Origin of the sequence: Spartinivicinus ruber (assembly GCF_011009015.1) — a bacterium.
Lineage (GTDB): Bacteria > Pseudomonadota > Gammaproteobacteria > Pseudomonadales > Zooshikellaceae > Spartinivicinus > Spartinivicinus ruber.
Genome location: NZ_CP048878.1, coordinates 6042052 through 6057278, shown reverse-complemented (window position 1 = coordinate 6057278; position 15227 = coordinate 6042052). Strand labels below are relative to the sequence as shown.

General features: G+C 37.6%; 14 protein-coding genes and 1 pseudogene. 7 read left to right on the top strand and 8 right to left on the bottom strand.

The annotated features are described in order from the left end of the window. Positions 1-49: 49 nt before the first annotated feature. A complete protein-coding gene (locus tag G4Y78_RS27365; protein WP_163836111.1) occupies positions 50-1834 on the bottom strand; it encodes an EAL domain-containing protein in 1785 nt (594 codons plus the stop codon). Positions 1835-2050: 216 nt separating this feature from the next. On the opposite strand from G4Y78_RS27365, the gene G4Y78_RS27360 reads away from it, so the two are divergent. Both G4Y78_RS27360 and G4Y78_RS27355 read left to right on the top strand, forming a co-directional pair. Further along, a complete protein-coding gene (locus G4Y78_RS27360) occupies positions 2051-3331 on the top strand; it encodes an ISL3 family transposase (protein WP_163836066.1) in 1281 nt (426 codons plus the stop codon). Positions 3332-3649: 318 nt separating this feature from the next. Then, a complete protein-coding gene (locus G4Y78_RS27355) occupies positions 3650-4486 on the top strand; it encodes a 5'-nucleotidase, lipoprotein e(P4) family (RefSeq protein WP_163836086.1) in 837 nt (278 codons plus the stop codon). A 115-nt stretch (positions 4487-4601) separates the two neighbouring features. Here G4Y78_RS27355 and G4Y78_RS27350 read toward each other — a convergent pair. After that, positions 4602-4712: pseudogene (locus tag G4Y78_RS27350) on the bottom strand (transposase); the annotation flags it as partial. Between the two features lie 103 nt (positions 4713-4815). Between G4Y78_RS27350 and G4Y78_RS27345 the strand changes: the two are divergent. Then, positions 4816-5430: a transposase family protein gene (locus G4Y78_RS27345; RefSeq protein ID WP_163836110.1), complete on the top strand. Its 615-nt coding sequence runs from the start codon at positions 4816-4818 to the stop codon at positions 5428-5430. A gap of 122 nt (positions 5431-5552) precedes the next feature. Here the strand turns inward: G4Y78_RS27345 and G4Y78_RS27340 are convergent, their stop codons facing one another. Continuing rightward, complete coding sequence (locus tag G4Y78_RS27340; RefSeq protein WP_163836109.1) at positions 5553-6143, bottom strand: recombinase family protein; 591 nt, start codon at positions 6141-6143, stop codon at positions 5553-5555. A gap of 190 nt (positions 6144-6333) precedes the next feature. On the opposite strand from G4Y78_RS27340, the gene G4Y78_RS27335 reads away from it, so the two are divergent. Both G4Y78_RS27335 and G4Y78_RS27330 read left to right on the top strand, forming a co-directional pair. Beyond that, a complete protein-coding gene (locus tag G4Y78_RS27335) occupies positions 6334-9441 on the top strand; it encodes a Tn3 family transposase (protein WP_163836108.1) in 3108 nt (1035 codons plus the stop codon). Then, positions 9395-10192, top strand: coding sequence for a transposase (locus G4Y78_RS27330; RefSeq protein WP_329604980.1), 798 nt, complete (start codon positions 9395-9397; stop codon positions 10190-10192). The genes G4Y78_RS27335 and G4Y78_RS27330 overlap by 47 nt, the downstream gene beginning before the upstream one ends. Positions 10193-10264: 72 nt before the next feature. Here G4Y78_RS27330 and G4Y78_RS27325 read toward each other — a convergent pair whose 3' ends face one another. The 5 genes from G4Y78_RS27325 to G4Y78_RS27305 all read right to left on the bottom strand — a co-directional run bounded on the left by G4Y78_RS27325 (position 10265) and on the right by G4Y78_RS27305 (position 14444). After that, complete coding sequence (locus tag G4Y78_RS27325) at positions 10265-10873, bottom strand: substrate-binding periplasmic protein (RefSeq protein ID WP_163836106.1); 609 nt, start codon at positions 10871-10873, stop codon at positions 10265-10267. Between the two features lie 253 nt (positions 10874-11126). After that, entirely contained in the window at positions 11127-11897 is a 771-nt protein-coding gene (locus tag G4Y78_RS27320; protein ID WP_163836069.1) for a substrate-binding periplasmic protein, read from the bottom strand. Positions 11898-11919: 22 nt separating this feature from the next. After that, a complete protein-coding gene (locus G4Y78_RS27315; protein ID WP_163836088.1) occupies positions 11920-12765 on the bottom strand; it encodes a substrate-binding periplasmic protein in 846 nt (281 codons plus the stop codon). 142 nt (positions 12766-12907) lie between these two features. Further along, the gene (locus G4Y78_RS27310) at positions 12908-14188 is read right to left on the bottom strand and encodes an ISL3 family transposase (protein ID WP_163836066.1); all 1281 of its coding nucleotides are present in this window, start codon (positions 14186-14188) and stop codon (positions 12908-12910) included. A 16-nt stretch (positions 14189-14204) separates the two neighbouring features. Then, complete coding sequence (locus G4Y78_RS27305; protein ID WP_163836105.1) at positions 14205-14444, bottom strand: hypothetical protein; 240 nt, start codon at positions 14442-14444, stop codon at positions 14205-14207. Positions 14445-14557: 113 nt separating this feature from the next. On the opposite strand from G4Y78_RS27305, the gene vapB reads away from it, so the two are divergent. Both vapB and G4Y78_RS27295 read left to right on the top strand, forming a co-directional pair. Beyond that, positions 14558-14791 (top strand): type II toxin-antitoxin system VapB family antitoxin, encoded by a 234-nt coding sequence (gene vapB, locus G4Y78_RS27300; RefSeq protein WP_163836104.1) that lies wholly within the window; start codon positions 14558-14560, stop codon positions 14789-14791. Next, positions 14791-15204, top strand: coding sequence for a type II toxin-antitoxin system VapC family toxin (locus G4Y78_RS27295; protein ID WP_163836103.1), 414 nt, complete (start codon positions 14791-14793; stop codon positions 15202-15204). The genes vapB and G4Y78_RS27295 overlap by 1 nt, the downstream gene beginning before the upstream one ends. Positions 15205-15227: the final 23 nt, after the last annotated feature.

Below are 15227 nucleotides of genomic sequence, written 5' to 3'. Positions count from 1 at the left end.
TTGTGTCTTGGTTTCATATATGTGACAGCAGAAATCTGTAGTCAAATAACTATATTTCATTAAAGCTTTTAATGAAATTTTCAAATTGATCAATAGGTTGTGGTTTACTATAAAAAAAACCTTGTAATAAATCACAATTATTATCAACTAAAAAATTTCTCTGTTCCTCATTTTCAACGCCTTCGGCAACAACTGACATATTAAGGTTGTGAGCCATAGCTATAATTGTTCTTACAATTGATGCATCTCGTTCATTATGAATTACATTATCGATAAATGACTTGTCAATTTTTAATGTTTCAAATGGATATTCTTTGAGGTAGCCTAAAGAGCAGTATCCTGTTCCAAAGTCATCAATAGCAAGTCCTACATCCATTCCTTGGATAACTCTATAGTCCGTATTACCTTCTTCCACACTTTTAATAAGTGTATCTTCAGTTATCTCAAGTTCTAGCCAGCTTGGACTGATATCGTATTTCATAAACATATCCAATAAGTGCTGTAGAACTTCTCTTTTTACAAACTCTTTTCCTGAAACATTAACTGATATTTTTATTAAAGGAAAATTGTTATTTTTCCATACGACTAACTGTTGCAATACCGTTTCTCTGGTCCACTTTCCTATATCTATGATGAGGTCGCTTTTCTCTGCTATAGGTATAAATTCACCAGGTGAAATTATACCTTTTTCTGGATGTATCCAACGAATTAGTGCTTCTGCTCCTGAAATACGCCCCGTTTTGAAATCAATTTTAGGTTGATAATAAAGAGAGAACTCGTTGTTTGTTAGAGCATTACGAATACCGCTTTCCATTTCTAACTGAGCACATGCTATTTTATTCATTATGTCTGAATAAAACATGTAGCAATTTCTCCCCGATTTTTTAGCGTTATACATTGCTGTATCAGCTTTTTGTATAAGCTTTTCTGCGGTGTCTTTTTTATCAATTAACACAGCAATTCCAATACTGCTAGTTATATAGATTGGCTGTTTATTTAAATACATGGGTTTAGAAAATGCATTCAATATTTTTTTTGATATATTTATTAGCTCTATAGAGTCGATATCCCCTTCAATTAGTAATGCAAATTCATCTCCTCCTATTCGTCCAAATACATCACTTTCTCTAACTATACTTTTAACCCTATCAGATACTTGTATTAGTAAGTGATCGCCGATAGAATGGCCATATGTGTCATTAACTTTTTTAAAATCATCTAAATCAAAGTAAAGGATTCCAAGGCTCTTATTATTACGCTTAACTAATGCTATAGCATGTGAGGTATATTCGACAAACATCCGACGATTGTAAAGGCCTGTTAGTGAATCATAACTGGATAATTCGGTTAGTTTTTGATTAGATAGCTTTAGCTTTTTTGTTAGCTTCATTAATTTAGATATAAGCTGAGCTTTTTCTAAAGCATTTTTGACGGAAAAAAGTAATCTATCAGAGCTATTGAGTGGCTTGTTAAAAAAGTCAAAAATACGGTATTCTTGTAATAAGCTATATGCATTTTCTAAACTGCCATGGCCAGTTAGTACTATAACAGGATGGGTCAAACTGATTTTTCTAATGTGAGCAAGTAAAGCCATGCCATCCATACGAGGCATTTTTAAGTCTATAATTAAAAGATCGAATGATGATGGTTGCTGTTTAAACTTTTCTAATGCCTCAACACCATCACATGCTTGCTCAGTTGTATATTCTTCTGTACTTAGTATTTCACACAGAATTTCACGTATGAGGGGCTCATCATCAACAATTAATATATTAGGGTTGCTAGTATTCGTTGTAAGGCCATTGGTATTTTCTTCTCTGAGTAAGTTAGACATATAATCGCCTCACGTATCATTAAGCCTAGTAAACCATCTATTAAGCAATTAGTTCTAGCTTGCATTTTGAGCTGGCAGTTCAATTTGGAATGTAGTGCCTTTTCCTGTTGTACTGCGAACGGATAAATTACCGGCTCTTCGCGTCTTTGCGTGGATCGTCTGATTTATGTACAATGACGACCAGTCCACAGAATCGATGATTTTACTGCACGACATATGTTCACAAAACGTTCAAACTCGCTCAACATTACACCCGAATTATTAGGTTTATCTGACGTTGAAGTGGTCAAGGTACGCTCTAATTTATCAGCACGGGAAATTACCATCGAGGTAAAAAGTACACGAGAGAGCGTGCCTTGCAGAGTCTGTAATAAGCCTACAAAAGGGCATGGTTTGGGGCGGATGTTACGGCTACGGCATTTGCCCATGTTTGGCAAAAACACCTTCATTGAAATAACCCCTCGCCGCGGCCTGTGTGCGAATTGTGATGGTGACCCTACCACGACAGAAACACTCGATTGGTATGAGGTCAATGCTAAAATGACTAAACCCTTTGAACATCACCTGTTGTTTGAGTTAGTCAATTCCACTGTTGCTGATGTGAGTCGTAAAGAGTCAGTCGACTACCACGTAGTTGAAGCATTAATTGATCGCTACGTAGAATCAGAAATTAATTATTCTATTATTCAAGATTTGGGTATTTTAGGGATTGATGAAATTAGTCTGAAAAAAGGCTACCGTGATTTTGTGACCCTGATTACCTATCGAGTGCATGATCAGGTGCACCTGTTGGGAGTAGTAGAGGGGCGAGAAAAAAGGGATATCATCAGGTTTTTGCGTACAATACCTCGCCGTTTACGGAAGACGATTCGAGCGATTTGTTGTGATTTATATGAGGGTTACATGAATGCTTGTAAAGCAGTATTCAAAGATAAAGTACCCATCGTGGCGGATCGTTTCCATGTTAGAAAACTATATCGTAAAAGCCTCATTAATTTGCGAAAATCCGAGTTAAGTCGACTAAAGAAGCTACTAACACCGACAGAGTATACTGCCTTAAAACCAGCCATTGCTTTACTACGAAAACAAAAAGATCATTTTACGGAAGCGGAAAAGCCAATTGTTGAAAAGCTGTTTAAGCGGTCACCTAAACTGAAGCTAGCCTATCAATTTAGCCGTGAATTAAGTGCTATTTTCGATAGCCATATAACGCCAGAAATAGCCAGAGATAAAATAACCGAGTGGATTGCTGAGGTCACTGATTCTGACCTAACCTGCTTTGATCATTTCATTAAAACCTTAGTGAAATACCAGCAGCCAATCACGAATTATTTTATTGGTCGTCACAACAGTGGGTTTGTAGAAGGTTTTAATAATAAGGTGAAAGTATTAAAGCGTCGGTGCTATGGGTTGTCCAGTCCCAAAAAGCTCTTTCAGCGGTTAATCATTGATACGATGGGGTTAGATCGGTTTGCTCCAGGCATGCTGGCTTTTTGATCATTCCACGCAAAGACGCGAAGAGCCAAATAATACCTCTTTTGTAGTATTATGTTCTACCCCTAGGAATCCATATAGAGCCTTAAATATACTTATCCAACCGAACAAAAAAAATATATAAATTATTTTTGGTTGTTTAAAAATAGTTCACAGACTTAACTATAGGGTTGCAATAAAGTAACTATGTACTTACTCACTGTACTCAATGATGGTTGAGACTTCAAAAGAGTGCTTGTATAATAGTTAATACAATATAAAAAAAACTTATTAATAATAATAAACTAAGCTGATTTTTTTCAGCAATTATTGGATGACAATATGAAAAAAATAGACACCCTTTTTCTCGCTGTATTACTTTCCTCGAGCTTTAATGTTGCCGCAAATGAATCAACAATGAACTTAAACGGACCCTCAAAGAATGGAACCAACAATCAATATATTGCCGCCGTTGCCTGGAAGCAAACCGCAGCAGAATACAGAGCACTATATTACCAAGGCTATACTCTTGCAAAACTCCGTGTGCAAGATGCGCTTAAAACCCGTAAAAAGGGTGATAAGCCCTTAGCAATTGTAACTGATTTAGATGATACCGTTTTACTACCACTTGCTTATTGGAGCATATTGATGAAGCAAGGTAAAGACTTCTTTGATGATCCCACTTGGGATGCTTGGGTACCTCTCAACCAAATGACCCTTGCTCCTGGTGCTGCTGACTTTTTTAAATTTTGTGAAAAAAATAATGTAGAAGTATTTTATGTTACAAGCCGAAATCAAGGTAAGCCTACTTATGAAATTGCTATGTCAAATATAAGGCATGCTAAATTACCTAATGCAGATACAGATCACTTAGTTGTTCTTAGTGATACATCTAATAAAGAGAAACCACAAAGTAAAATCGAAAAAACTCATAATATTATTGCATTTTTAGGAGATAACCTTAATGATTTTTCGAGAAAGTTTTATTCATCAAATACAGAAGAAAGACTCTCATTAATGGAAGAAGAAAAGCACCAGTTTGGGAAACGTTATATTATTTTTCCAAATCCAACTGATGGGCATTGGCTCAAAGCAATTTTTGGCGATTCAGAGCCACCTGCAAGCGACAAAAATAGAAAAATATTTCTAGAATCTACAATAAAAGTTCTAAGTAAATAATCCTCCTTCTTAGAAGGTGGTTTTTCTTTTGGACCTTAAAAGGTGGCATCAGCTTGCCCTATTAGAAGGTGAGCATGCCATCCCCCATAGAAAACATAACTAACTAAATATCAAATTATTTTTGTCGCTTTTCAAGCTGTTCTTGATATCTAACATAGTTTTTAATCATTTCTTCATTTAAGCCAACTGTATCAACACAATACCCTTTAGCCCAAAAATGATTGCCCCCTTAAGGCCTCTTTTTCGGCTCTTCGCGTCTTTGCGTGGATCGTCTGATTTATGTGCAATGACGACCAGTCCACAGAATCGATGATTTTACTGCACGACATATGTTCACAAAACGTTCAAACTCGCTCAACATTACACCCGAATTATTAGGTTTATCTGACGTTGAAGTGGTCAAGGTACGCTCTAATTTATCAGCACGGGAAATTACCATCGAGGTAAAAAGTACACGAGAGAGCGTGCCTTGCAGAGTCTGTAATAAGCCTACAAAAGGGCATGGTTTGGGGCGGATGTTACGGCTACGGCATTTGCCCATGTTTGGCAAAAACACCTTCATTGAAATAACCCCTCGCCGCGGCCTGTGTGCGAATTGTGATGGTGACCCTACCACGACAGAAACACTCGATTGGTATGAGGTCAATGCTAAAATGACTAAACCCTTTGAACATCACCTGTTGTTTGAGTTAGTCAATTCCACTGTTGCTGATGTGAGTCGTAAAGAGTCAGTCGACTACCACGTAGTTGAAGCATTAATTGATCGCTACGTAGAATCAGAAATTAATTATTCTATTATTCAAGATTTGGGTATTTTAGGGATTGATGAAATTAGTCTGAAAAAAGGCTACCGTGATTTTGTGACCCTGATTACCTATCGAGTGCATGATCAGGTGCACCTGTTGGGAGTAGTAGGGGGCCAGTGGAAGAACCCTCGAAAATGACGAGTTAGTAAATAATAATCTTAGGATGCAGTAAAATTTAGCGTACAGACTGGTAATGACAGCTCGGCAGTAAACCCTCGAATTATTTCCTGTAGCCTAAGTCAGACAAAAGGGTTTGGTATTCACTTTTTTGAACCATTGTTGTCTGGCCAACCGACACGGGCAAGCGTATCGATGAGCGTAGTCCGCTTAACGCCGAAGTTTCTACAGACAGCTGCCTTGGACATACCACTATCTAGAGCAGTAATAATGGCCTCTAGTTTTTCTCCTGTGATAGCCAGTGGTCGCCCGCCGACACGTCCACGCCGCTTAGCTGCCGCCAAACCAGCAATGACACGCTCGCGTATCAAGCTGCGCTCGTACTGTGCCAGTGCGCCAAACACTTGGAATAGCAACTCACCAGATGCCGTGGTGGTATCCATTCCCTCAGTCAAAGAACGAAAGGAGACCTTTCGCTCTTGTAACGTGTTAATGATAGTCAAGAGGTGCGACAACGATCGACCAAGCCGGTCAAGCTTCCAAACGATCAGTACATCGCCAGGATTTACAAATGCCAGGGCTTTTGATAACCCAGGTCGATCATCTTTAACACCAGAAGCATGGTCTTCGAACAGAAACCGCTCATCTACGCCAGCCGCCAGCAACGCATCGCGTTGTAGATCAGTGTTTTGGCGATCAGAGTCAGATGATACGCGCATGTAGCCTACAAGCATATGCGGAAAACCCATAGTTTATGATTTCCGTATAGTATATGATATCGACAGGGTTTTCCGTACATTTCTTAGCATACAAAAAGAGTAATTTTTTTCTAAATGTTGTGCCGACCGGAAAACAACTGTTTCCCGACAGCTTCAGCTAAAGTACCAGTGGCCCTTGTGGGTAGGAGTAAAATAGTTACTTGTGATGGAAGACACTAAACGCATCCACCTGTTATCCCGCTCGGAAGTCGAAGAGCTTTATGTACGGCCAATATTTAATACGCATGAACAAAAGTTATATTTTTCACTAAGTGAGTCAGAGAAACAAGTGTTGGCCCAGTATGCCAACACAAAAACATGTGTATATTTTATACTTCAACTAGGGTATTTCAAAGCTAAACAGCAATTCTTCAATTTCACCTTTGATGAAGTCAAAAACGATGTCCAGTTTATCGTAAACACCTATTACAGTAGACCAGTCTCGAAAATGTTCACTGGGCGTATTTCTCGTGACTATGTTCGAATTCAACGCCAGGCGATTCTTTATTTATTCAGCTATCGCAATTGGACATCGGATTTTACACCTGAAATACAAGCTCATGTTGGTGATTTACTGCATTACTATCCTAAAGGGCATAGTGCCTTCCGCCAGCTATTAGCCTACTTTGATCACCAAAAAATTATTATACCTTCCTATACGACACTTCAGGATATTTTCAGTCGAGCATTTTCTGATGAGGAAAATCGATTAAATACCATCATTGCATCAATACCTACGTCAATGAGTAATCAGCTTGCTGACCTGATTTATCGGGATGATGGTATTACTACACTTAACATTATCCGCGCTGATCAAAAGGACTTTCAATACACAGCAGTCAAAACAGAAGTGGACAAAGCCTTGCGCATCGAGAAACTGTATACCTTTGCCAAAAGATTTATTCCTTTACTAAATCTATCAAAAAATGCGGTTCGTTATTATGCTGATATTGCTGAGCAATACACAGCGTCTCGATTAAGAAGGCTGAGTCAACCTCAGCAGTGGTTGCACACCCTCTGTTTTGCTTTTCACCGTTATCAGCAAATAATAGACAACCTGATAGTTAGTTTTAACTATCATACCCGAGCGATCATGGATGCAGGTAAAGCCTACGCTTCGATAGCTCAAATGGAACACAGCTCTAGTATCGTCACTAATTTTCCAAAACTGGCTAAATTCCTGAAGTGGTTTCCAGCTCGAAGTTCGAGTATGACTCAAGAAGAGTTAAATGAGGTGGCCTACAGTATCTTACCCAAAGAGCAATTTTCGGCTTTGGCCGAATTTCTGGATGGCAAATCCTTCGATAAAAAAGCTGCTTTATGGGAATACTACGCTAAATCATCTCGGCTTTTTTCACTGTACCTTCGCCCTATTTTCACGACAGTGACGTTCGAATACTACAAAGACAACAGCTATATTGGCGGGTTGATTGACGTGTTGAAATCACATTACGCCAGAGGGAAAAGCCCATCAGACTTGAAGATTTACGATGATCTTGGATTTACTGTGCCGAAGAGCATGGTTAAATACTTGAAGCGAAAGCCAACCGATACCCATATTGATCCATACCTCTTCGAATTTTTTATTTACCAGAAAATTTATCATGAAATTGATCGGGGCAGATTATACTGCAATGACAGTATTTCCTATTGCGATATCGATAATGACTTAATTGATGACAAGCTGGTAGACAACGTAGAAAAGATCGCTGCAGATTTTGGCTATCTCAAAATACCAATTTATTGCGATCAACGACTTGATGATGTACTTCAAGAACTCAATGATGCTTGGGAGCGAACTACCTGCAATATCCAAGAAAATAATAATCCTGGATTTAGCATTAGGGAAACCAAAACTGGGTTGCAACACTGGAGCCTACTACATGACAGCACTGAGAAGCTGGACGATGCATTCTTCAAAAACCTTCCCAAAGCTGAAATAGCCAATATCGTGATGTTCATTGGCGATCGAATTGGTATGTGGAACGGATTTACCCACATGAAAGACCGCTATGCCAAGCGGAAAAAACCACTGCCTCAGGCAATAAACGCTTGCTTATTATCGGAAGCCTTTGGGTTTGGTGCTTTAAAAATGGCGGACATGTCAGACTTAGAGCTTAATCAGTTGCGATCAACTCGGGAGGATTTTATTCGTATCGATACACTGTGTGCAGCTAATGATATTGTCAGTAACTACATTCATTTGCTGCCGATTTTTAAACAGTGGAATTTAATGGATGAAAAGGTGCTGGCTGACGCTGATGGGCAAAAATTTATGACTACTGATAGCACTATTCAATCACGCTATTCCAGAAAATACCTAGGTAAAGGTCGAGGTATATCCCTCTATACACTGATCGCTAATTACGTTGCTGTGAATGCAAAAAACATCGGTTTGAATGAGTATGAAGGCCACTCACTTTACGACATGATATACAACAATAAAACTGATATTGATATTCACATGGTGACTGGTGACAACCACTCACTAAACAAGCTGAACTTTGTAGCGCTGGACTCTATTGATGTAGATTATGTCCCTAGTATTAAAAATGTACGGGAAGCTGCTGACAATTTATATGCTGCTCAACCCTTAGATTACGATACTAGCGTTATCAAGCCTAAAGGAGTTATTAACGTTGAACGCATTCGTTCTCAACGGCGGGGTGTGATGCGGGTATTATTGTCCCTGATAATGCAAGAAAACACCCAAAGCAATATCATTCGAAAGCTCAACTCCCATTCACGCTACGCCAGGTTAAAAGCCGCACTGTTTGAATATAACACTATTTTTAAGAGTATCCATGTGCTTAACCTGATTGATGACATGCAACTCCGAAAAGCAATTCGAACCGCAAGAAACCGAACTGAAGCTTATCATCAGCTACAAAACAACATCAGAAAAACCTACAAAGGCGTATTCCAAGGCAAAAAAATTGTCGAAAATCGCATCAGTGCCCATGCTGCTAGGCTAGTTGCCAATTGCATCATTGCATATAACAGCATGATCCTGAACTCAGTGCATGAGAAAATGTTAGCCAATGGTGCGTCTCAAAAGGCTATTGATGAATTTATCCGAGTATCGCCCATTGCTTGGACGCACATGCTATTTACAGGCCGTTATAGCTTTAAGAAAAGTAACGGAAAAATTGACGTGGAGGCTATGGCGCAGATTCTGGAGAAGCATGTAAAACAGCTCTTTTGGAGAGACAGTCAATCAGACTTGAATATATCAGAAGACAGTAAAGAAGCTCAGTTATTACTCGAACTTTAATCAATTATCCCATGCACTCGTCATTTTCGAGGGTTCTTCCACAGGACCCCTAGTAGAGGGGCGAGAAAAAAGGGATATCATCAGGTTTTTGCGTACAATACCTCGCCGTTTACGGAAGACGATTCGAGCGATTTGTTGTGATTTATATGAGGGTTACATGAATGCTTGTAAAGCAGTATTCAAAGATAAAGTACCCATCGTGGCGGATCGTTTCCATGTTAGAAAACTATATCGTAAAAGCCTCATTAATTTGCGAAAATCCGAGTTAAGTCGACTAAAGAAGCTACTAACACCGACAGAGTATACTGCCTTAAAACCAGCCATTGCTTTACTACGAAAACAAAAAGATCATTTTACGGAAGCGGAAAAGCCAATTGTTGAAAAGCTGTTTAAGCGGTCACCTAAACTGAAGCTAGCCTATCAATTTAGCCGTGAATTAAGTGCTATTTTCGATAGCCATATAACGCCAGAAATAGCCAGAGATAAAATAACCGAGTGGATTGCTGAGGTCACTGATTCTGACCTAACCTGCTTTGATCATTTCATTAAAACCTTAGTGAAATACCAGCAGCCAATCACGAATTATTTTATTGGTCGTCACAACAGTGGGTTTGTAGAAGGTTTTAATAATAAGGTGAAAGTATTAAAGCGTCGGTGCTATGGGTTGTCCAGTCCCAAAAAGCTCTTTCAGCGGTTAATCATTGATACGATGGGGTTAGATCGGTTTGCTCCAGGCATGCTGGCTTTTTGATCATTCCACGCAAAGACGCGAAGAGCCGATGTTTTTGAGTTGCACTTGTTAGTTGAATCCACGGTTTCATTACTATATATTAATATTCTTTATTCCATACTTTATAAAAATTTTCTTAGCAACTCCTTGTTCTCGAAAACGAATTAATTCTTGATTAATTTTAACCAACAATTGTAAGGACCTTGGAGACTGCTTCGAAATAATTCCATAGTAAGTTTTGTAAAATTTATCAAATACAATATAGCCTATACTTGGCGGAAGAAAATTATTTTCAATTAAACTTCTACCCATTATTGGCTCGATTTCACTCGGAAAAAAATCACATCTCCCTTTGTCTAACATATTAAGAACTTGCTTGGCCTTATAAACTCTTCTTATTTTAAGTACATTAAAATTAGCATAATTATACCCTAAAATACCACAAATAGAATATTTATTTAAATCAGCAATTTTTATATGAGGTATTCTTTCGTATGTATTTCTCGAGAAGAAAATGCCTTGGTTTAGTCGGTATAAAGGAACTGTGTAATAACTATATTTAGCTCTTTCATCTTTATAACTTGCATCCCAGGTCATTTCACAAACATTATTTTTACCAAACCTTGATATTTGATAGTGAACTCTACTCCATGCTAAATATTTAATTTCATAACTAAAACCACTTTTTTTTAATGAACTCAATATTAATTCTGTAGCTATCCCAATTGTTACTTTTTTATTGACTTCCCATTAACCCTTTCATAGTATGTAAATGGAGGCCATTCATTACCATCACCCAAACATATTTTTACCGGGTTGCAGTGTGCTAATGGTATAAAAATAAAGATAAAAAATTTAAAGAACGCTTTTTTTAAAAACAAAATATAAATCTCTCTAATACATCTATAAAAAACAAAATTAATGATAATTTTTACTAAAAAGGCGATAATGACAGTCAGTTTAAACTTAAATATCTCTTTTTGATAGATTCAACCAATTCTTCATTGGATAATACTTTTTCTAAAGCTTTTTGATGTTCTAGTATAATACTGTCACTAACCGACTTATTAAAGGCTATGTGGTTTCCTTTGCTATTAGGCCGTGGAATATCTACTATTGACTTTATAGTATCTGGGTTTATATTATTCTTTTTCATTAAAGCACTTGCAGTAATAAAATTATATGGAATAGCATCAACTTGATTATTTTGTAGTTTTTTTATCATCGATAGAAACTTAGTTGAATAACTTAAATTTTTCTTTGGTACATTTCTTGCTAATAATAGGCTTTCTGCTGAGTCATCTCTGATAACAGCATATTTATATTTAAGAAAATCAGCATCTGAGCTAATGCTTACATTATTTGGGTTACTTTTTAATACTATCAAACTTGTCGTACCTCCAACTAAAGGACCAACCCATTTAAATAATTCTTCTCGTTTAGTAGTTCTAGATGTAGTAAATAGAGCTGTTTTCTCAGTAGTATCTTTAGTTGTTCTATAAGCTCTTACCCAAGGTTGTAGTTTTATATCTTTTCTACTCTTTGAGCTACCAAGCAGTTTAAACATTTCAACTAAAATGTCTACATTAATTCCAACAACATTACCTTCTTCATCCTTAAAGTTATATGGAGGGTACTCTTCAGTTAGATATGTAATTCCTTCGGTAGAGTCAGCAAATGAGTTTAAACAGATTGTTATCGTGAAAATAAATAAAAATGATTTCATAACTTAACCTCTCATTTAAAAATCATTTTACACTAGGTAGTTGATACTGCTTACTATAATTGTTCATAATTAAATCATACGTACCATTTTCTTTTATTTTTTCAATTCCATTATTTATTTTCTTTAAAGTTGTTTCAGATGTGGAAGCCTTGCTAAGCATGAGATGAACATCTCCTGTTTTTACTATAGAGTTAGGAAGAATTTTTATTTTATCTTCTAGTTTATTTTTCTTGATCTTAATTAATTCTGTTGGAATATAGGATATATATCCATCAATTAACTTGGCTTGCAAGGCTTTTCTATTTTTAACTACCGTCTTATTTCTCTTGATTTTGCTCCCCATTCTCTCTATAACACCATCAACTTTTGGTCCGTAAATATTACTCAAACCTACTCCAAGTAAAAAATCATATTTACTTAAATCTTCAATTTTTGATATTTTGAATTTTTCATATTTAAGATCCTCGCTTCTTATAAAAATAGCAATATATTCACTTCGATATGGAGAACTAAAGTTTGCATACTTTTCTCTTTCTTTACTGAAAGAGGCTTGAAGAGTAAGATCAATTTTACCAATACTCAACAATGATAAATTTCGTTTCCACGATAATGTATTTAAATCTTCAATGACTGCTTCACAGTCTACAATTTTTAATGCTGAGTTTAAAATTTCTATATCAATACCCGAAGGTGCTTTAGCACTTCCCAATATAAATGGCTCACTTAAACCTGTCCAAGCATATGTCAATTTCCTATCACAGCCAGCTTCATTACTTACAATAGATATATTTTTTTTATCGTAATATATCCAAACTATAGTAACAACAGCTATTAAGAATAAAGTTATTATATATTTTAAGTACTTCATATATAAATTTTAAACTCTTATGAATGAAACTATACTGGTAACTTATTAGTTAACATAATTATATAAGTCAATTTTTTTCATGTTTAAAGTGACTAACAGGCAAAGGGAAACTATCGGCTCTTCGCGTCTTTGCGTGGAATGATCAAAAAGCCAGCATGCCTGGAGCAAACCGATCTAACCCCATCGTATCAATGATTAACCGCTGAAAGAGCTTTTTGGGACTGGACAACCCATAGCACCGACGCTTTAATACTTTCACCTTATTATTAAAACCTTCTACAAACCCACTGTTGTGACGACCAATAAAATAATTCGTGATTGGCTGCTGGTATTTCACTAAGGTTTTAATGAAATGATCAAAGCAGGTTAGGTCAGAATCAGTGACCTCAGCAATCCACTCGGTTATTTTATCTCTGGCTATTTCTGGCGTTATATGGCTATCGAAAATAGCACTTAATTCACGGCTAAATTGATAGGCTAGCTTCAGTTTAGGTGACCGCTTAAACAGCTTTTCAACAATTGGCTTTTCCGCTTCCGTAAAATGATCTTTTTGTTTTCGTAGTAAAGCAATGGCTGGTTTTAAGGCAGTATACTCTGTCGGTGTTAGTAGCTTCTTTAGTCGACTTAACTCGGATTTTCGCAAATTAATGAGGCTTTTACGATATAGTTTTCTAACATGGAAACGATCCGCCACGATGGGTACTTTATCTTTGAATACTGCTTTACAAGCATTCATGTAACCCTCATATAAATCACAACAAATCGCTCGAATCGTCTTCCGTAAACGGCGAGGTATTGTACGCAAAAACCTGATGATATCCCTTTTTTCTCGCCCCTCTACTACTCCCAACAGGTGCACCTGATCATGCACTCGATAGGTAATCAGGGTCACAAAATCACGGTAGCCTTTTTTCAGACTAATTTCATCAATCCCTAAAATACCCAAATCTTGAATAATAGAATAATTAATTTCTGATTCTACGTAGCGATCAATTAATGCTTCAACTACGTGGTAGTCGACTGACTCTTTACGACTCACATCAGCAACAGTGGAATTGACTAACTCAAACAACAGGTGATGTTCAAAGGGTTTAGTCATTTTAGCATTGACCTCATACCAATCGAGTGTTTCTGTCGTGGTAGGGTCACCATCACAATTCGCACACAGGCCGCGGCGAGGGGTTATTTCAATGAAGGTGTTTTTGCCAAACATGGGCAAATGCCGTAGCCGTAACATCCGCCCCAAACCATGCCCTTTTGTAGGCTTATTACAGACTCTGCAAGGCACGCTCTCTCGTGTACTTTTTACCTCGATGGTAATTTCCCGTGCTGATAAATTAGAGCGTACCTTGACCACTTCAACGTCAGATAAACCTAATAATTCGGGTGTAATGTTGAGCGAGTTTGAACGTTTTGTGAACATATGTCGTGCAGTAAAATCATCGATTCTGTGGACTGGTCGTCATTGTACATAAATCAGACGATCCACGCAAAGACGCGAAGAGCCGTTGTTTTTGCTTAAGCCCTCGATGTTCACGCCAGACCTTTACAGGGTTTTCACCATCCAGCAGACGAGTTACAACAGCATCAGGCACTAGCTCTGTTTCACCATTTTTAATGGCCTTTTTAATCTCGTCATACTCTTTAATATTGGCTAGCTCTTCAAATTTTGATGGCATTTACCCTTGCTCCATGACTAACGCAGACTCAACGACATATGCTTGACCTATGCCAAATCATGACATATGCTAGGCATATACCAATATTGAAGCAAAAAGGGTAGGTACTTACTATGCCTGATAGAACTGCCAAGCTATTCACCAATGGGCGGAATCAAGCCGTTAGGCTGCCAAAGATGTTTGAGTTTAGCGGTATTGACGAAGTCTTTATCCGCAAAGAAGGTGATTCAATCATATTAACACCTAAACGAAAGTCGTGGCTTTCCTTTGCTGAATTACCAGCCGCTGATGATGACTTTATGGCTGAGCGCGCCGATATAATGGAAACAAATAGGGTTGAGTTCTAATGCTGTACATGCTTGATACAGATATGTGTAGTTACATTATTAGAAAGCGCCCTATCTCAGTACTGGAAACCCTGCAAAAGCAGTCTGAATTCGGGGCTAGCATTTGCATTTCTGCTATTACTTATGCAGAGCTTTTGCTGGGGGCTGAGCGTTCTCAAGCGCGAGAAAAACACTTAAATTTAATTCATGGCTTAATTGAGCGAATAGATAAAGTGTTGCCTTGGAATGCTCAAGCGGCTGAGTCATTTTCTACATTACAAGCCTATTTATTTTCTCAAGGTACACCAATAGGCTCAAATGACACTATGATAGCAGGTCATGCCTTAAGTGTTGATGCGATGCTTGTGACAAATAATCAGCGACATTTTAGCAAAGTGCCTGATATTAAATTAGACAACTGGAATTCAAAGTAGGCGGATTATCCCGCCTTAACTAC